Source organism: Serratia sp. GW822-FHT06E05 (assembly GCF_058799445.1).
In genome coordinates this window covers 114,909-133,494 of sequence record NZ_JBXALM010000005.1, presented here as the reverse complement: position 1 = coordinate 133,494, position 18,586 = coordinate 114,909, and the positions used below count along the sequence as shown (strand labels likewise).

The 18,586-nt window shown below is 56.5% G+C and carries 17 protein-coding genes; 3 read left to right on the top strand and 14 right to left on the bottom strand.

The window, feature by feature from the left end:
- Positions 1-38: 38 nt before the first annotated feature.
- From iscA to trmJ, 5 genes are all read right to left on the bottom strand, one after another.
- The gene (gene iscA, locus AC1RKC_RS14180; protein ID WP_004952089.1) at positions 39-362 is read right to left on the bottom strand and encodes an iron-sulfur cluster assembly protein IscA; all 324 of its coding nucleotides are present in this window, start codon (positions 360-362) and stop codon (positions 39-41) included.
- Positions 363-487: 125 nt separating this feature from the next.
- Positions 488-874 carry a Fe-S cluster assembly scaffold IscU gene (gene iscU / locus AC1RKC_RS14175; RefSeq protein ID WP_020828164.1) on the bottom strand — a complete coding sequence of 129 codons (387 nt, stop codon included), beginning with the start codon at positions 872-874 and terminating at the stop codon, positions 488-490.
- A 24-nt stretch (positions 875-898) separates the two neighbouring features.
- The gene (locus AC1RKC_RS14170) at positions 899-2,113 is read right to left on the bottom strand and encodes an IscS subfamily cysteine desulfurase (protein WP_020828165.1); all 1,215 of its coding nucleotides are present in this window, start codon (positions 2,111-2,113) and stop codon (positions 899-901) included.
- Positions 2,114-2,168: 55 nt separating this feature from the next.
- Positions 2,169-2,663 (bottom strand): Fe-S cluster assembly transcriptional regulator IscR, encoded by a 495-nt coding sequence (gene iscR, locus AC1RKC_RS14165; RefSeq protein WP_020828166.1) that lies wholly within the window; start codon positions 2,661-2,663, stop codon positions 2,169-2,171.
- A 195-nt stretch (positions 2,664-2,858) separates the two neighbouring features.
- Complete coding sequence (gene trmJ / locus AC1RKC_RS14160) at positions 2,859-3,593, bottom strand: tRNA (cytosine(32)/uridine(32)-2'-O)-methyltransferase TrmJ (protein ID WP_020828167.1); 735 nt, start codon at positions 3,591-3,593, stop codon at positions 2,859-2,861.
- Positions 3,594-3,712: 119 nt separating this feature from the next.
- On the opposite strand from trmJ, the gene suhB reads away from it, so the two are divergent.
- Complete coding sequence (suhB, locus tag AC1RKC_RS14155) at positions 3,713-4,516, top strand: inositol-1-monophosphatase (RefSeq protein ID WP_020828168.1); 804 nt, start codon at positions 3,713-3,715, stop codon at positions 4,514-4,516.
- Positions 4,517-4,691: 175 nt separating this feature from the next.
- Here the strand turns inward: suhB and AC1RKC_RS14150 are convergent, their stop codons facing one another.
- Positions 4,692-5,714, bottom strand: coding sequence for a nickel/cobalt transporter (locus AC1RKC_RS14150; protein WP_020828169.1), 1,023 nt, complete (start codon positions 5,712-5,714; stop codon positions 4,692-4,694).
- On the bottom strand, positions 5,705-6,373 hold the full coding sequence (locus AC1RKC_RS14145; protein ID WP_020828170.1) for a DUF1007 family protein: 669 nt from the start codon (positions 6,371-6,373) through the stop codon (positions 5,705-5,707). Before AC1RKC_RS14145 ends, AC1RKC_RS14150 begins: the two co-directional genes overlap by 10 nt.
- 144 nt (positions 6,374-6,517) lie before the next feature.
- Between AC1RKC_RS14145 and csiE the strand changes: the two genes are divergently transcribed.
- Entirely contained in the window at positions 6,518-7,783 is a 1,266-nt protein-coding gene (gene csiE, locus AC1RKC_RS14140) for a stationary phase inducible protein CsiE (protein ID WP_020828171.1), read from the top strand.
- Here csiE and AC1RKC_RS14135 read toward each other — a convergent pair.
- Both AC1RKC_RS14135 and glyA read right to left on the bottom strand, forming a co-directional pair.
- Positions 7,780-8,931, bottom strand: a complete 1,152-nt coding sequence (locus AC1RKC_RS14135) for a 3-phenylpropionate MFS transporter (protein WP_020828172.1) — start codon at positions 8,929-8,931, stop codon at positions 7,780-7,782. The two genes, csiE and AC1RKC_RS14135, sit on opposite strands and share 4 nt — an antisense overlap.
- A gap of 155 nt (positions 8,932-9,086) precedes the next feature.
- The gene (glyA, locus tag AC1RKC_RS14130) at positions 9,087-10,340 is read right to left on the bottom strand and encodes a serine hydroxymethyltransferase (protein ID WP_020828173.1); all 1,254 of its coding nucleotides are present in this window, start codon (positions 10,338-10,340) and stop codon (positions 9,087-9,089) included.
- Positions 10,341-10,713: 373 nt separating this feature from the next.
- Between glyA and hmpA the strand changes: the two genes are divergently transcribed.
- Positions 10,714-11,904, top strand: a complete 1,191-nt coding sequence (hmpA, locus tag AC1RKC_RS14125; RefSeq protein WP_020828174.1) for an NO-inducible flavohemoprotein — start codon at positions 10,714-10,716, stop codon at positions 11,902-11,904.
- A gap of 163 nt (positions 11,905-12,067) precedes the next feature.
- Here the strand turns inward: hmpA and AC1RKC_RS14120 are convergent, their stop codons facing one another.
- The 5 genes from AC1RKC_RS14120 to AC1RKC_RS14100 all read right to left on the bottom strand — a co-directional run bounded on the left by AC1RKC_RS14120 (position 12,068) and on the right by AC1RKC_RS14100 (position 18,586).
- The gene (locus tag AC1RKC_RS14120; protein ID WP_041414839.1) at positions 12,068-13,255 is read right to left on the bottom strand and encodes a cytochrome c; all 1,188 of its coding nucleotides are present in this window, start codon (positions 13,253-13,255) and stop codon (positions 12,068-12,070) included.
- The gene (locus AC1RKC_RS14115; RefSeq protein ID WP_116689952.1) at positions 13,252-15,162 is read right to left on the bottom strand and encodes an NAD(P)-binding protein; all 1,911 of its coding nucleotides are present in this window, start codon (positions 15,160-15,162) and stop codon (positions 13,252-13,254) included. Before AC1RKC_RS14115 ends, AC1RKC_RS14120 begins: the two co-directional genes overlap by 4 nt.
- Before the next feature lie 86 nt (positions 15,163-15,248).
- Positions 15,249-16,673, bottom strand: coding sequence for an aminobutyraldehyde dehydrogenase (gene patD / locus AC1RKC_RS14110; RefSeq protein WP_261139690.1), 1,425 nt, complete (start codon positions 16,671-16,673; stop codon positions 15,249-15,251).
- Positions 16,674-16,845: 172 nt separating this feature from the next.
- Positions 16,846-17,652, bottom strand: coding sequence for an ABC transporter permease (locus AC1RKC_RS14105; protein WP_020828178.1), 807 nt, complete (start codon positions 17,650-17,652; stop codon positions 16,846-16,848).
- Positions 17,642-18,586 (bottom strand): ABC transporter permease, encoded by a 945-nt coding sequence (locus AC1RKC_RS14100; RefSeq protein ID WP_020828179.1) that lies wholly within the window; start codon positions 18,584-18,586, stop codon positions 17,642-17,644. Before AC1RKC_RS14100 ends, AC1RKC_RS14105 begins: the two co-directional genes overlap by 11 nt.

Here is an 18,586-nt window from a genome sequence, read left to right as displayed (position 1 = left end):
GAAGTTCCCCCGCGCCGGCGGGGGAGCTTGACGGACTGTCAGACGTTGAAACTTTCGCCGCAGCCGCACTCGCTTGAGACATTGGGGTTGTTGAACTTGAAGCCTTCGTTCAGGCCTTCCTTAACGAAATCAAGCTCGGTGCCGTCAAGGTAGACCAGGCTCTTGCCGTCAATGATCACCTTAACGCCTTTGTTTTCAAAAACGATGTCGTCATCGTTCATTTCGTCAACAAATTCCAGCACGTACGCCATCCCGGAGCAGCCAGAGGTTCTCACCCCCAGACGCAGGCCAAGACCCTTGCCGCGGTTATTCATAAATGCCTGAACACGCTGCGCAGCGCTGTCGCTCATGGTAATTGACATCACAACCTCATACTCAATATTCCCAACCTGTAGCAAAACCGATGTTGGGGGGCTAACCGGTGTAGGGGGCGAATATATTCGCCCCAATCAATGCGGGCGCGGCATACAGCGCCCCTACACAAGAATTACTTGGCGTTATGTTTGCTCTTGTAGTCGGCAATCGCTGCTTTAATGGCGTCTTCCGCCAGGATAGAGCAGTGAATTTTTACCGGCGGTAATTCCAGTTCTTCGGCGATTTGGGTGTTTTTAATCGCTTCGGCTTGATCAAGAGATTTGCCTTTCATCCATTCGGTCACCAGCGAGCTGGAAGCGATGGCGGAACCGCAGCCGTACGTTTTAAAACGCGCGTCTTCAATGATGCCTTCATTATTGACTTTGATCTGCAGCTTCATGACGTCGCCACAAGCCGGTGCGCCAACCATACCGCTACCGACGCTAGGATCTTCGTTGTCGAAAGAACCCACGTTACGTGGGTTTTCATAGTGATCGATTACTTTTTCGCTGTAAGCCATGACCTTGCTCCTGAATCCTGAGAATTAATGATGTGCCCATTCGATGCTGTTGATATCCACGCCCTGCTTGAACATATCCCACAGTGGAGACAGGTCGCGCAGACGGCCAATGGATTTACGCACCAGTTGAATGGTGTAATCGATCTCTTCTTCCGTGGTGAAACGCCCCAGGGAGAAACGGATCGAGCTATGCGCCAACTCGTCGGTCATACCCAACGCGCGCAGCACGTAAGATGGCTCAAGGCTAGCGGAGGTACAGGCGGAGCCTGAAGAGACGGCAAGGTCTTTCAGCGCCATGATCAGCGATTCACCTTCAACATAGTTGAAGCTGACATTCAGAATGTTAGGAACGCCGTGTTCCAGGTCGCCGTTCAGATACACTTCTTCCATATCTTTCACGCCGTTCCACAGGCGGTCACGCAGCGTACGCAGACGCGCCATTTCGGTCGGCATTTCTTCTTTGGCGATACGGTAGGCTTCACCCATACCGGCGATCTGATGCACTGGCAACGTACCTGAACGCATACCGCGCTCATGACCGCCGCCGTGGATCTGGGCTTCGATACGGATACGCGGTTTACGACGCACGTACAGCGCACCGATACCTTTCGGGCCATAAATCTTGTGGCCGGAGAAGGACATCAGATCGACTTTCAGCTTGCTCAGGTCGATAGGCAGTTTGCCCACGCTCTGGGTCGCATCAACGTGGTAGATGATACCGCGTGCGCGGCACATTTCGCCGATCGCTTCGATATCCTGCACCACGCCGATTTCGTTGTTCACGTGCATGATCGAAACCAGAATGGTGTCGTCGCGCATCGCGGCTTCGAGGGCTTGCAGGCTGATGATACCGTTGCTTTGCGGTGCCAGGTAGGTCACTTCAAAGCCTTCACGCTCGAGCTGGCGACAGGTGTCCAGCACGGCTTTGTGTTCGGTTTTGCTGGTGATGATGTGCTTGCCTTTCTTTTGATAGAAATTGGCAGCGCCTTTAATCGCCAGGTTGTCGGATTCGGTTGCTCCGGAAGTGAACACGATTTCGCGCGGGTCAGCGCCAACCAGTTCAGCAATTTGGTTACGGGCGATATCTACCGCTTCTTCCGCCTGCCACCCGAAACGGTGGGAACGGGAAGCCGGGTTACCGAAAGTCCCGTCCAGAGTCAAAAACTGCATCATTTTCTCAGCGACGCGCGGATCAACCGGCGTCGTTGCTGAGTAATCCAGATAAATCGGTAATTTCATTGCTCTTGTGCTCCGTACATCACTTCCAAAAACTAAAAAAAGTATCGCCAGCTGCTTATGCGCGCAGATTAACGTTGATAGTTTCTTGCGGACGACCGTTGGCCGTGCGACGGGTATCGTTGTTTTGACGGTCCGCCACCACCAGCACTTCCTGGTTGTTCACCAGTTCAGCCAGCGTAATGTTGTTCAGGAACCCGCTGATGCGCTCACTCAGATCGCGCCACAGGGTATGGGTCAGGCAGCGATCGCCACCCTGACAGCCTTCTTTACCCTGGCAACGGGTTGCATCTACCGATTCATCGACGGCAGTGATAACTGCACCAACGGCAATCTCACCCGCGTCTTTGCCCAGCAGATAACCACCGCCCGGTCCGCGTACGCTGGCCACCAGGCCATTTTTACGCAGACGGGAGAATAATTGTTCCAGATAAGAGAGCGAGATACCTTGGCGCTCAGAAATATCCGCCAGAGGGACTGGCCCTTCCTGGGAGTGCAATGCCACGTCAAGCATAGCGGTTACGGCATAACGGCCTTTAGATGTCAGTCTCATAGCTAAGTGGTTACCTGTTGGTCAAACATGGCCGAAAGTCTGACATTCCCGAGTAAATCAGTCAACTATTTAACCTAGTAATTTACTCAAGTATTAGCACATTTTGTACTTAGCCATGCAAAATGCATATAAAATACATGTTATAACCCTTGGATAACTAATGCTATTACCGTTAACCGTTACGCAGCCCCAAAATTAATGACCTTGCTGTTTGTCCTGTTTCTCTATCGACGTCAGCATGCCGCGCAGAATATTCAGCTCTTGAGCTTCCGGCCGTGCGCGGGTGAATAAACGGCGTAAACGACTCATCACCTGCCCCGGATGGGACGGACGAATGAAGCCGCTATTTTGCAGCGTTTGTTCCAGATGCTGATAGAAACGTTCGAGGTCATCGACCAGCGGATACGGCGTCTCTTCCAACGGCGGCACGCCCGCCTGTTGACGATCGAGGTAAGCCACGCGCACTTCATAGGCCAGGATCTGCACCGCCATCGCCAGATTCAGCGAGCTGTAATCCGGGTTGGCAGGAATGGCGACGTGATAATGACACTTTTGCAGTTCGTCATTGGTCAGGCCGACACGTTCACGGCCGAAGACCAACGCCACTGGCGCATGCTCACCTTCGTGCACCGCGCGTACGCCGCATTCACGGGGTTCCAGCATCGGCCACGGCAAAGTGCGTGAACGCGCGCTGGTACCCACCACCAGACTACAGCCGGCAATAGCGTCGTCCAAAGTGTCAACAATAGTGGCGTTGCCGATCACGTCGCTGGCGCCAGCGGCCAGGGCGATCGCCTGAGAATCGGGTTTTATCAGCGGGTTAACCAGATAAAGGTTGGTTAGCCCCATGGTTTTCATGGCTCTGGCGGTCGAGCCCATGTTGCCGGTATGAGAGGTTTCTACCAGAACAATGCGGATGTTATGCAGCATACAAACTCTGAGCGTAGCGGAAAATCACAGCATCTTAACACAGCCGTAGGCATTTTACCGAACACCTGCTATACTTCGCGCCGTTTCCTGTTCTTTAACATCCTAGTTGGAAGATACCCATGCATCCGATGCTGACGATCGCCGTGCGCGCTGCGCGCAAGGCCGGTAACCTGATTGCCAAAAACTACGAAACCCCAGACGCTGTAGAAGCGAGTCAAAAAGGGACCAATGACTTTGTCACTAACGTCGATCGCGATGCAGAGCATCTGATCATCGAAGTCATTCGCAAGTCCTATCCGCAACATACTATTGTTACCGAAGAACGCGGCGAATTGGTCGGCGAAGATAAAGACGTACAATGGGTGATCGATCCACTGGATGGCACATCAAACTTCATCAAACGTTTCCCACACTTCTCAGTCTCTATCGCTGTACGCATTAAAGGCCGTACCGAAGTCGCTGTGGTTTACGATCCAATGCGTAACGAACTGTTCACCGCTACCCGCGGTCAGGGCGCACAGCTCAACGGTTACCGTCTGCGCGGCACCAACGCCAAAGACCTGGATGGCACCATCCTGGCAACCGGCTTCCCGTTCAAAGTTAAGCAGCACGCAACGCCATACATCAACGTGGTTGGCAAGCTGTTTACCCAATGTGCCGACTTCCGTCGTACCGGTTCTGCCGCACTGGATCTGGCCTACGTGGCTGCCGGTCGCGTGGACGGTTTCTTCGAAATTGGCCTGAAGCCATGGGATTTCGCCGCGGGTGAACTGCTGGTGCGCGAATCTGGCGGCCTGGTGACCGACTTCGTTGGCGGCCACAACCACTTCAGCTCCGGCAACGTGGTAGCCGGTAACCCACGCGTTGTGAAAGCCATGCTTTCTACCATGCGTGATGAACTGAGCGAAGCGCTGAAGCGTTAATTCAGGCTATTACGCTGGCCATTTTAGGCTTGGGCAGTGCTCGAACTCCTCACGTACTGCGTGTACGCTCCGGGTTCTCCGCGCTGGCCGTACCCAAACTGCCTGCGCTCATCACGCCTGAACCTGTTTTGAATAATGAAGCGCTGCAATCACTGCAGCGCTTTTTTTATGCCTGCTAGCGGGAGAAAGGCCGAATGCCGCCGCCGAATTCCGGCTGGGCACTGGCGTATAACAACAACCCGGCAAACAGCAAAATCAAACCGCCGGCCAGCGCCAGCGAACCCCAGGCCACCGCACTCCAGGCGGCAGGCGCACGTGAGCGGCTGAGTCGCACCGCCAATCGGCGGCTGTAATGCACCAGCAAGGCCAACAACGAGATAGTCAGTGAAGTGCCGAACGCCATCGCCAATGCGGAAACCACTCCCCAGGCGAAAACGCCAATCACTTTGGAAAACAGCAACACCAGTATCGCCCCCGAGCAGGGCCGCATACCCATCGCCAGTACGATGGCAGTCTGTGTACGCCAATCGCTGCCGGCCTGCAGCTCTGTATCACTCGGCAAATGGCGGTGACCACAGCCACAATGCTCGCTGTGAACGTGATCCGCCGGCAGAGGTTGCAGGCTGTTGATTCGCAACGCCGGTTGCGGACGCAGGGTTTTCAGCGCGTGATACAAACGCTTCAACGCGCGCCAAGTGAGCAGCACCCCAAGCAACATCACCAGAACAAAACTGCCCTTCTCCAACCAGAAACTGCTCTGATGCAACTGCCGTGATGACAGTTGCAGCACCACCAGCATCAGCGTTACCAGGACGATAGCCACCAGCCCCTGCACCAACGAGGCAGCAAAGGTCAGTTTCAGACTGCTTTTCAGCCGCGCCGGATGGGTAGCCAGATAGGTGGCAATCACTACCTTGCCGTGACCGGGGCCGAGCGCATGCAACACCCCATAGCTCAGGCTGAACAGCATCAAAGCCAATCCGGCTTGCTGCGGTGCCGCTTTGACCTGCTGCAACAGACCGGCCATCTGCAGATGCAAACCTTTTTGCCACACCACGCTTTGCAACAGCAACTGCGGCCAATAGTGCCACGCCAACCGGGCACCCAGTGCCAGCAGCAGCGCAAACAGCAACAGCGGCCACAGGCTTAAGACCCAGTGCCGTTTACGCGTGACGGGCTGGCTGAGATTTACTGACATTGCAGGCTGACCTTCTGCGCAAACTGTTGCCCCAGCTCCATATCTTCGCCAGGGGAATCGTTCTTATCAAGGGATAACGCATAAGCCTGCAAGGAGGAGTTCGGTTTTGGCGTCATCAGCTTGAACTTGCATTGGGCGGCCATTTCCGGCGGCAAATGCAGCGCCGTTTTATCTTTATAGGTCATATCGACAAAGTAGGTGGGATCGTAGGTAGCGATTTCAAACGGCTTGCCCGCCAGCGGCTGCGGCTCGGCCAGCGGCAACACAAACTCCAGCACCGCCTGATGCCCCTGACGCGACAGGTGATATTCAGTCGGCAGGTTCAGGTACTTCACTCGTTTGCCGTCGCGATACATGTCGGTGAAATAGTGTTGGCCAAGCACGTTGGCCATCACCTGCGCCGCCAACTTCTTCCACACTTCCGAGTCGTCTTTGGCGTTTTCCGCATCGTACAGCAGATCCGCCGAGGTAATTTCATCCATAACCCAAACCATTTTCAAGCCAACCAGCTGTTGATCCTTAGCCACGAAAGTGGTGTTCATATCAATAAAGCTGTGTGGGTGAGCGACAGCACCGGCGCTGAAAAGCGTCAAAAAACCGGCCAGAATAAATCGTAACTTCATCATCAAACGATACTCATTATTGTTATAAAGTAACATCAACCAACCTTAAACCGTCGCCATTACAGCCAATAATTGTGACGAAAGTTGTAAGCCGAAGTAAAACCGGGTGCCGTCGCCGCGCCGCGCATCGCCTTTTGCTATGCTTATTCATAATTTAATCGTTACCCGCCAGAAGGTGATATGAGCCTGGACACTTCCCCCGTGCCTGAGCTCTCCGGTCAACAGCGACGCTGCCATCTGTTATTGATGCTGTACGCGCCGGTGCCCGCAGTACAACTGGAGACTATCAGCCAAATTAATGGCGTCGCCCCCCTCATCACCCGGCAAGATATAGCCGAGGTTGCCAGTGAAATCCAGCGTTTCCATCACCTGGAAATTGACGGCAATCCCGACGAAGGCTACCGGATCAGAGGCAGCGCGCTCAACCAACGCCTCTGCCTGATCCACTGGCTGCGACGAGCCCTGCGCTGCAGCCCGGAGTTTGTCGAACATCACTTTTCCCAGTGGTTACAGCAGGCGCTGGGACGAGGTGCAGAGCTGACGCCAGAGTTGGAACAATGCATCGGCGAATGCGAAGCGTTGCTCAACCGCAGTTTTGATCGACGCGATCGTCAGTTTCTGCAGCACTACCTGCGCTTTTGTGTCTGGGAAAACCAGCGCCAACGACACCCTGTTTTCACCCCCGCTCAGCACGACTGGCTGCATCAGAAACCGGAATACCAGGCGGCCGCTTTGCTGCATCATTCGTTAAATCAGCTCTTTACCCTGCCGCCCGTGGCCAACGAAAGTGACTTTTTGGTATTGACGTTCACCATGTTGAAAAACCACAGTTACCACAGCAACGACTCAGCGGAAGATCTGCGGCTGATGGCGGCGATAAAAAACATGGTCGATCGCTTCCAACAGATCTCCGGCATGACCTTCAGCAGTGAAGAGGATTTGATTAGCCAGTTATTTGCTCATCTGGCGCCGGCGGTGGAGCGCTGTCGCTTTGAGATTGGCATCGATAACCAGCTGCTGGAAGAGGTCGAACGTAAGTATCCACGCCTGATGCGTACCGCTCAGGAGGCACTGGCGCCGCTGGAGCAGGAGTACGACATTCATTTTTCCAGTGAGGAAGCGGGCTTGGTCGCCATCAGTTTTGGCGCCTGGCTGATGCAGGGCAATGCGCTGCAGGAAAAGCAGGTGCTGTTGCTGACGCTGGACAACCCGCAGTTGGAAGAGCAAGTGGAGTATCAAATCCGTGAATTAACGCTGCTGCCGTTGAACATCAAATATTTGCCGCTACGCGATTATCTGCGCTCTGGCGCGCCGCAGGGCATCACGCTGGTGATTACCCCTTATGCCGCAGAACACACCGAGTCGGAGCCACCGCTGATTTACACCGAATTACCGCTGGAACGCCAGCAGCGCAAAGCCATCCGTGCGCTGCTGGAAACCTCTTAACGGCTGCCGCTGACTGCCACCGCCGGCGGGCGAATAAACATCGCCGGCAGAGCCACCGCTGCCATCACCCAGAACACCCCGCCCTGCAAATGTTCGAACAGGAAACCGGCAATCACCGTCATAATCGCAATGCCGCCGCCCATCGCCAGCGCCGAGTAGACTGCCTGCAACCGGATCACTTCCGGCCCCTTGCGCGCGGCGATAAAACGCATGGCCGCCAGATGGCAAACGGTGAAAGTGCCGCAATGCAGAATTTGGATCACCAGCAACCACCCCAGTTCGGTACTGGACGCCATCAGGCCCCAGCGCAGTACGCCACAGCAGGCGGAAAGCAGCAGCAGGTTACGGGCATTCCAGCGACGGAACAGGAAATTACTGCTAGCGAAAATGATCACTTCCGCTACCACACCCAACGACCACAGGTAGCCAATGGTCGAAGCCGAATACCCCGCTTCCTGCCAATAGATCGAACCGAAGCTGTAATAGCCTGCATGTGCGCCCTGCAACAAGGTGACGCACAGCAGGAAGCGCCAGACCGGCCCCTCTTTTAACATCTCCCACAATGAACGGTCGGCTTCGCTGTGGCTGCGCGCTTCTCCCTGTGGCATCACGCTCGGTTTCAGCATCATGCCCAACAGCATCGCCAAAATACTGATGATCAGGCTGTAAAGGATCGCGTTATGCCCCCAGACGGAAACCATCTGTCCGGTCAGCGCCGAACCGATGACAAACGCCAGCGAGCCCCACAGTCTGACCCGGCCGTAATCCATGGTGATCTGTTTTTGCCAGGTCGCAGCCAGTGCGTCGGTCAGCGGCACCAGCGGCGAAAAGAACAGGTTGAAACCGGCAATCACCAGCATCAGCCAGCCCCAGCCGTTACCGAAACAGAACCCGATGGCAAAAGCCAGCGTCAGCAATGCCAGCAGCCGCAAAGCCGTCACCAAATGAGAGGGATCCTTAACCCGGGGAGCAATCAGCAAACTTCCGAGGAAACGCGCAACCAACCCGGCACCGAGCAGAATACCGATGGTTTCAGGGGGTATCCCCTCGCCTTTTAACCAAACGCCCCAAAAGGGTAAGAAAATGCCGTAAGAAAAGAAGTAGGTGAAATAACTGAGAGCGAGCCAACGCGTTGATTGCAGTACCATGATCCCTCCGGTGTGAAGGCAATACTTTGACAGAGCTCACACTGGCTAGCAATGTACATTCAGGTGCGAGGCCATAGACTGCTAGGCAGTTCACAGTTTGCCTACCACGGGCATAAAAAAACCCGCCGAAGCGGGTTTTTAAACAGAAAGCGGAATTAAGCGTAAACCGGCAGGCGGGCGCAAATATCCAACACTTTCTTCTTGGTGCGTTCGATGGTGGCCTCATCATTGATGTTGTCCAACACGTCGCAGATCCAACCGGCCAGCTCACGCACTTCCGCTTCTTTGAAGCCGCGACGCGTTACAGCCGGAGTACCGATACGCACACCTGAGGTGACGAACGGGCTCTTAGGATCGTTTGGTACGCTGTTTTTGTTCACGGTGATGTTGGCACGGCCCAGGGCGGCGTCGGCTTCTTTACCGGTCAGGTTCTTGTCAACCAGATCCAACAGGAACAGGTGGTTATGGGTGCCACCGGAAACCACTTTGTAGCCGCGCTCCAGGAACACTTCCACCATCGCTTTGGCGTTATCGGCCACTTGCTGCTGGTAGATCTTGAACTCAGGCTCCATCGCTTCTTTCAGCGCTACCGCTTTACCGGCAATCACGTGCATCAGCGGGCCGCCCTGGCCACCCGGGAACACGGCGGAGTTCAGCTTCTTGTACAGATCTTCATCACCGCCTTTCGCCAGGATCAGGCCGCCGCGCGGACCCGCCAGGGTTTTGTGGGTGGTGGTGGTCACGATGTGAGCGTGTGGAACCGGGTTCGGATAAACGCCGGCGGCGATCAGGCCCGCAACGTGCGCCATATCAACGAACAGGTAAGCGCCGATGCTGTCGGCGATTTCACGCATTTTTGCCCAGTCAACGATACCGGAGAAGGCAGAGAAGCCGCCGATGATCATTTTTGGCTTGTGAGTTTGCGCCTGCTTGGCCAGATCTTCGTAATCGATTTGACCTTTATCGTCGATACCGTAAGGCACCACGTTATACAGTTTGCCGGACAGGTTAACCGGAGAACCGTGGGTCAGGTGGCCACCGTGCGCCAAGTTCATCCCCAAAATGGTATCGCCCGGCTGCAGCAGCGCGGTGTAAACGGCAAAGTTAGCCTGGGAGCCGGAGTGCGGCTGTACGTTGGCGTAATCGGCACCGAACAGCTCTTTGGCACGGTCGATAGCCAGTTGCTCAACGATATCCACGTATTCGCAGCCGCCGTAATAACGCTTGCCCGGATAACCTTCAGCGTATTTGTTGGTCAGCTGGGAACCCTGAGCCTGCATTACGCGCGGGCTGGTGTAGTTCTCAGACGCAATCAGCTCAATGTGCTCTTCCTGACGCACCACTTCTTGCTCCATTGCACGCCACAGTTCGGCATCGTAATCAGCAATGTTCATTTCACGCTTTAACATCCGGCTTCTCCTGACTTAAATCGGCTAACTAAAAAATCACCAAATAACTACCCGTTTGGGTTCTGGGGCACAGTGTAAACTGTTTCCCCCCACCGAGGATAGGCCTTGACAGAGGTTTTTACGCAAACGATTGGCATTAGGCGCGGCAAGGCTTTGATCCGATAAATCTCCCCATTCGGCAACGGACTTTTACTCATGCTGGGAATGCGGTTTTTTCATGTTCTGTGAGCGGGATCGCCGCTCGCCGACCCCGCAACAAAAACAGGGGTATTTACAGCCACCACAGAAACCGTTAGGATGCGCTTAAACTTAAAGATGTATTTAAAATACATCATTACATTATTCCAATAATGATCGACCAAGGAGCGCTGCCATGCTGGATAGCCAAACCATCGCCACCGTAAAATCTACTATTCCCCTGCTGGCCGCTACCGGGCCGAAGCTGACCGCACATTTCTACGATCGTATGTTCGAGCACAATCCCGAGCTCAAAGACGTGTTCAATATGAACAATCAGCGTAATGGCGATCAGCGTCAGGCGCTGTTCGATGCGATCTGCGCCTATGCCGCGAATATCGAAAATCTGGCGGCGCTGCTACCGGCGGTAGAACGTATTGCCCAGAAGCACACCAGCCTGAATATTCAGCCGGATCAATATCAGATTGTCGGTGGCCATTTACTGGCGACCCTGGACGAAATGTTCAGCCCGGGTCAGGAAGTGCTGGACGCCTGGGGCAAAGCCTATGGCGTACTGGCGGACGTATTTATCCAGCGTGAAGGCCAGATTTATCAGGCCAGCGAAAGCGCCGACGGTGGCTGGCGCGATCTGCGCGCTTTCCGCATCGTCAAAAAACAACCGCAGAGCGAGGTGATTTGCAGCTTCGTGCTGGCGCCGGTTGACGGTGGCCGGGTGATCGACTTCAAACCGGGGCAATACCTGGCGGTCTATATCAAGCACGACAGCATGGAGAATCAGGAGATTCGCCAATACTCGCTGACCACCTCACCGAACGGCGAATACTATCGCATTGCGGTAAAGCGTGAAGATCAGGGTAAGGTTTCGAATTTCCTGCATCAGCAGGCCAAAGAAGGCGACGTAATTTACCTTGCTCCGCCGCACGGGGATTTCTTCCTCGAAGCCAAGCCGGATACTCCGGTGGCGTTGATCTCCGCCGGCGTTGGCCAAACGCCTATGCTCGGCATGCTCAATACCCTGCACGATAACCAGCATCAGGCGGACGTGCACTGGCTGCACGCGGCGGAAAATGGCAGCGTTCACGCCTTTGCAGATGAAGTGGCGGACATCGCCGGGCGCATGCCAAACCTGAGCCGCCACGTGTGGTACAACCAACCGAATGCTAATGATGTGGAAGGCCGAGACTACCAGAGCCGTGGCCTGATGGATCTCAGCGCCCTGCGCGAAACGCTCAGCACCCCGCAGATGCATTACTACTTCTGCGGACCGGTGCCGTTTATGCAACACGTGGGCAAACAGTTGCTGGAGATGGGCGTCAGCGCCGATCGTATCCACTACGAATGCTTCGGCCCACATAAAGTGATGTAATTGAAAAGGGCGCAGTTCATCCACAACCGCGCCCTATACGCTAAATAATTGGCGTTGCATCTCGGCGGCAACTAAGCGCATCCCCAGAAATGTACAATAAGTACGTGACTGGGGTAAGCGCAGGCAGCCAACAAAGAGGCAGCTTCAAGTATGACGGGTATGATTATTTCTCCGCCAACTTGCGTGTCTCCTGCACCTGCTGCGCCGTCACCGGTGCCGCCTGATTCCCCCAACTGCCTCTTAGATAGCTCATCAGATCGGCTGCCTGCTGGTCGTTCAACGTCCAAGCGTAGCCCGGCATGGCGATCGCGGTGGCGTGCTGGGTGATTGGCGTGTGTGCGCCTTCCAGCACCACGCGTAGCGCAGTGATCGGATTTTCCGCCGTCACCGTCGTGTTGCCCGCCAGCGCAGGAATGGTGTTGTCGCTGCCCTCGCCCTTATTGCCATGACAGGTTGAACAGTACATCGCATAGCTGCGCTGCCCCGCCTGCTGATGGTCGGCGGCCAGCGGCGTCACTTTCTGCGCCGCGGGTTGCTCCGCCGCCAGGCTGTGCAAATAGGTGGCAATAGCGTTCAGATCGCCGTCGGTAAGATACTGCGTACTGTGGCTCACCACTTCGCTCATCGGCCCGGAAACCGCGGCATGTTGGCTGCGCCCGGTTTTCAACAGGGCAACCACTTCGTCCTGCTTCATTCCGCGTAACCCGGAAGCGTACCAATCGTCCAGCTCAGCGCCGCTCAGGAAGGCCGGCTCTTTGCTGTCCAGACCTTTTTCCTGCATCGCCCAGCCACGCGGCGTATGGCAACTGCCGCAGTGCCCCGCCCCCTGAACCAAATAGGCGCCGCGATTCCACTCTGCGCTCTGGTCGTGGTCAGGCTGGTAAGGCGTATCGTCATGGAACAGCTGATTCCATACCGCCAGCGGCCAGCGCATCGACAACGGCCAACTGATGTCACTGGCGCGGTTGGCGGTATTCTGCGCCGGCACTTCGTTCATCAGGTAGTCATACAGCGCGCGCATATCTTCCGCATTCATTTTGGCGTAAGAGGTATACGGCATCGCCGGATAAAGCCGGTGGCCGTCTTTAGCGATCCCCTGACGCATGGCGCGGTCAAACTCATCAAAAGAATAAGCGCCGATGCCCTGCTGTTTGTCCGGCGTGATATTGGTGGCGTAGATATTACCCAGCGGCGTCGGGAACTTCATGCCGCCGGCAAACAATGCGCCGCCTGACGAGGTATGGCAGGCGGTACAGTCACCGGCCTTGGCCACGTATTCCCCGGCCGACATCGCCTGGGCCGAACCGCCCGCCGCCAGTAAGGTCAGCAAATACAGTGAACGCATTCTCATGCTCCCTCCTTCGCGGCAACCTTGCCATAGGCCAGCTCATTGACCGCACGCCATGCCTGGTCGATCGCCGAGTTGGCGTACGGGCTCCAGTCTGAATCCGAGTTGGCAATCACGATTTTGCCGATCGGCTGGCGCGCCGTCTCAATGATTTTCTTCGCTTCGTCCTCGTCGTCAAACAAGCCGTTGAGGAAATAGGAGTAACCGTGCGACCAGCGGTTGACGGTAATGGCTTCAATATCACGCTGGTGATCGAACCCGGCCGACCCCAGCATGCCCTGCAATTGTTCGCGGATCATCTGCTCATGCACTTCAAACGGTGTGCCCAACAGCAGGGCACGGCCTTTACGTGACTGTTCGCGCGGGCTGAGTCCGCTGCCCGCCAACGTCGGCACGTATACCATATGCAGGCCAATGGGCTGGTTGGGATCGCGCGGGTGCTGATAGCCGCCCATACTCACTGGATAATCCAGCTTCACGCGGCAATAAGGGGCGGTTGGGGAGTAAACTTCATGTACGCCCAGTTTGATAAACGGCTGCCAGTTGCGGATCACCACTTTGCTGTACACCAGCGGTGACTTCACGTTCTGCTTCAGCGCCTCTTGCTGTTCGGTCGACATTTCCGGTACCAGGTACGGGATCATCATGTTGTACCCCGCCATCACCACCTGCCCGGCGCGCACCTTGGTCATTTTCTCACCGGTCATATAGGTCACTTCGACCTTGTCACCGACGTTGGCCGCGTGCAATCCGGTGCTGTTCAATCGCAGTTTTACCGGCGAATCGGCACGGTCTAGCTGGCTGTAATCGAACTTGGCGAGAACGATGTCATTCATGTCTTTGCCGCCCGGTGAAACCGCCGGGATCAGATGGCGTACCATCAGACGCGTCAGGGTAGCGTTGCCGTCCGGGAAGTGGAACACATAAGGATCGTCGAGATCCGCCTGCGACTCTTCGTCCAGCGGCGGCAGGTTCATACCGTTCAGGCCCGGCAGGTCACAAATACGGGCGTCGCTGCATGAAGTCGCGTCAATGCCCACCGCCTGGAAATCACTGGTAGTTTGCTGGAAATAGCGGATAGCCATTTCGCTCAGCCCCACCTTTTCACGCAGGAATTCGGTATAGCTGTGCTTGTCGAGCCATTCGCTTTTCTGCTCCTGGCTCATTTCCGGCAGGTAGTCCTTGTCCACCGTATGCAGTGCAATCAGCGCCTGACGGTCGCTTTCCGGCAGCGGGAAATCGCCGATAAAAGCTTCATAGGAACGGCCGTTGAGTCGGTCATGCGGAATATCGTCCGCCACCATACGACCGGGATCGCCGCTCACCACTTTGTCGACGCCAAAGTTCTTACGGTCGAAATAGACACCGCGGCTCAGGTTCAGATTGGGGTAAAAAGTGGTGTCGAAAGCCTTTTCCAGGTTGTCGATGCTGACACCCAGTTTTTTCAGCAGCCCCATCGCTACCGGGCTAAAGTTGGAACGCGGCGACTGCAGCGACTCGCTGCCGCCATAGCCGAGGATGGTCCCGTTCTCACTGCTGAACTCATTGCGTTTGGCATGGCCACCAAAATCATCATGGTTGTCGATCAGCAAAATACGCTGCTGCGTCCCCTTCATTTGCTGCCAGAAACAGGCCGCGGCCAGCCCGCTGATCCCGGCACCGACCACCACCAGATCAAACTCTTCCGTCGCCGGTACGGCGGCAAAATCGAAGGCTCGGCCGTCACGCCCCAATTGGTGCGCATGTTCAAAGGAACCGGGGTGGTTGCCCCGCAGTCCGGTCAGCGTCGGCGGATAGTAGAGGGTTTGATTGGCGGTTTGCGGCGATGCCCGCAGGATCTGCATCGGCGTCAGCCCGGCAGCGATGGTGATCGCCACTCCATTAAGAAAATCGCGTCTGGTGATACCCATAATTGGCTTCCTTTCAGTTTTTATTATCATCAGACCGGCGGGGCCGGTCTGAAGGCCGCGTTATTTTGCGGATAAATACAGTAAAATCAATGTTTGAACATCACATGGCGTATCGCAGTGTAGTCTTCCAGGCCATACATCGACATATCCTTGCCGTAGCCGGACAGCTTCTGGCCACCGTGCGGCATCTCGCTCACCAGCATGAAATGGGTATTCACCCAGGTGCAGCCATACTGCAGACGAGCGCTTAGACGGTGTGCCCGACCAACATCCCGGGTCCACAACGACGACGCCAGGCCATACTGTGACTCGTTGGCCCAGGCCAATACCTGCGCCTCATCCTCGAACTCCGTGACGGTTACCACCGGCCCGAACACTTCACGCTGCACAATCTCATCTTCCTGACGCGCACCGGCCAGCAGCGTTGGCTGGAAATAGTAGCCGGGGCCGTTGACTCGCGCACCGCCGGTTACCACCTGCACGTGCGGCAGCGCCTTGGCTCGCTCAACAAAACCCACCACCCGCTCCAGATGCTGAGCGGTGATCAACGGGCCCAGCTCGCTGGCTGGATCTTCCGGCGGGCCTATCTTCAGGCTGCCAATAGCCTCACCCAAGGCCTTTACCAACTGCGGATAAATGCCTTTCTGGGCATAAATCCGGCAGGCGGCGGTGCAATCCTGGCCAGCGTTGTAGAAACCAAAGCTGCGAATGCCGTCCACCACCTGTTGCAGATCGGCGTCGTCGAACACCAGTACCGGTGCCTTGCCGCCCAGTTCCATATGGGTACGTTTAATGCCGGGCGCGGTATGGGCAATGATGTGTTCGCCGGTAGCGATTGAGCCGGTCAGCGACACCATGCGCACCTTGTCATGGCCGGTCAGTCGGTCACCGACGCTGGCGCCGCGGCCAAACAGCACGTTGAATACGCCCGCAGGAAACACATCGGCGGCCAGCTCTGCCAGCTTGAAGGTGGTCAACGGGGTTTGTTCCGAAGGCTTAAGCACCACGCAGTTACCTGCCGCCAATGCCGGAGCCAGCTTCCACGCTGCCATCATCAGCGGGTAGTTCCAGGGAGCGATTGAAGCGACCACCCCCAACGCATCGCGGCGGATCATCGACGTGTGCCCGGCCAGGTATTCACCGGCCGCCAGCCCACTCAGGCAACGGCTGGCACCGGCGAAGAAGCGGAAGACATCCGCCACCGCCGGCAACTCATCGTTCAATACGCAGTGGTAAGGTTTGCCGCAGTTAAGCGACTCCAGACGGGCAAAGGTTTCCGCATGGTGGTCGATCAGGTCCGCCAGCTTCAACAGGTGCTCGGCACGCTCCTTCGGTGTGGTCTGGCCCCATTCGACAAACGCGGCGTCGGCTGCCAACACAGCCTGATCGACCTGCTCCGCACTGGCTTCAGCCACCTGCACCACCACCTCTCCGGTCGCCGGGTTATACACCGGCAACAACGCCCCCTGGCCGGCAACCAGTTGGCCGTTAATCAACAATTGGCTTTGCATATAGACGAACCCCTCAGTTATTTATTTTTAGCGACATGATCCCTTTCCCCAATGGATTTCAAGTTGCAGCTAGGCGGCAAGAGCGTAAATCCCCCGGAGCTTATACAAAATAAGTGACTGGGGTTTACGCTCGCAGCCAACAACGCTGCAGCTTGAAAGACGAAGGGGAAAGCTATTTGCCGCTGCCGGCGACGCTTTCGCCACCTTTGGTCAGGTAATAGGCCCCCAAAATCGGGATCATGGTCAGCAGCATCACCGACAGCGCCACCACGTTGGTGATCGGCACGTCACGTGGGCGACCGAGCTGGTTCAGCAACCACAGCGGCAGCGTGCGCTCATGGCCGGCGGTGAAAGTGGTGACAATGATTTCATCAAACGACAACGCGAACGCCAGCATGCCCCCGGCCAGTAGCGCCGAACCTAGGTTGGGCAAAATCACGTAGCGGAAGGTTTGCCAGCCGTCGGCACCGAGATCCATAGAGGCCTCGATCAGGCTGTAGGAGGTTCGGCGGAAACGGGCAATCACGTTGTTGAACACGATCACCACGCAGAAGGTGGCATGGCCAATGACGATCGTCAGCACCCCCGGTTCGATATTCAGCGCCTTAAACGCCGCCAGCAGTGCCAGACCGGTGACAATGCCCGGCAGCGCGATCGGCAACAGCAGCAGCAACGAAATGCTGTCTTTGCCGAAGAAGTCACGCCGGTACAGGGCCGCTGCCGCCAGCGTGCCCAGCACCAGCGCCACGACGGTGGCCAGCGCGGCAATCTGCGCGGACAGCAGCATCGCATCGATAATGTCCTGGCGCCCGGCGGCAACGCTGAACCAATGCAGCGTAAACCCCTTCGGCGGGAAGCTGAAGGCCGCATCCTCGGTGTTGAAGGCGTAGATGGCGATAATCGCCAACGGGAAATGCAGGAAAATCAGTCCGCCCCAGGCGGCCAGTTTTAGCCCTAACGGCGCGCGTTCAGAGTGCATCGAAAGCCCCCAGACGTTTCACAATGGAAAGATAAATCGCGATCAGCACGATCGGCACCAGAGTAAAGGCCGCAGCCATCGGCATATTGCCGATCGCCCCTTGCTGGGCGTACACCATGCTGCCGATAAAGTAGCCCGGCGGCCCCACCAGTTGCGGCACGATAAAGTCCCCCAGGGTCAGCGAAAAGGTAAAGATTGACCCGGCGGCGATCCCCGGCACCGCCAACGGCAGGATCACGTAACGAAAGGTCTGCGCAGGGCGTGCGCCCAGATCCGCCGAGGCATGCAACAGCGAAGGAGGCAGGCGTTCCAGTGCCGCCTGGATCGGCAGGATCATGAACGGCAGCCAGATATAAACAAACACCAGAAAACGGCCTAACCCGGAGGTGGATAGCGTGTTACCGCCGACACCCGGTACGGTCAGGATCGCCGCCAGCAACGGCTCCAGCCCGAGATGCTGCAGGAACCATTGCGCTACGCCATCCTTCGCCAACAGCAGCGTCCAGGCGTAGGCCTTGACGATATAGCTGGCCCACATCGGCATCATCACCGCGATGTAGAAAAACGCCTTGGTGCGGCCGCTGGTGTAGCGCGCCATGTAATAGGCAATGGGAAACGCCAGCACCGCGCTGGCCAGGGACACCAGTACCGCCATCGTCAGCGTGCGCAGAATGATGTCGTAATTGGCCGGGTTGAACAGCGCCCGCAGGTTATCGAAGGTCAGATCCGGCGTCACCGTCATGGTGAAGTCGTCGAAGGTGTAAAACCCCTGCCACAGCAGCGTCAGCAGTGAGCCGAGGTAGACCGCGCCAAACCACAGCAGCGGCGGCACCAGTAACAGCAGCAGGTACAGCGTCGGCCGGCGATAAAGGTAGGTCGACAGGGTGCGCAAGGTTCCGCGGCGCGGCGCGGGATAATCGATGCTCATCTCCAT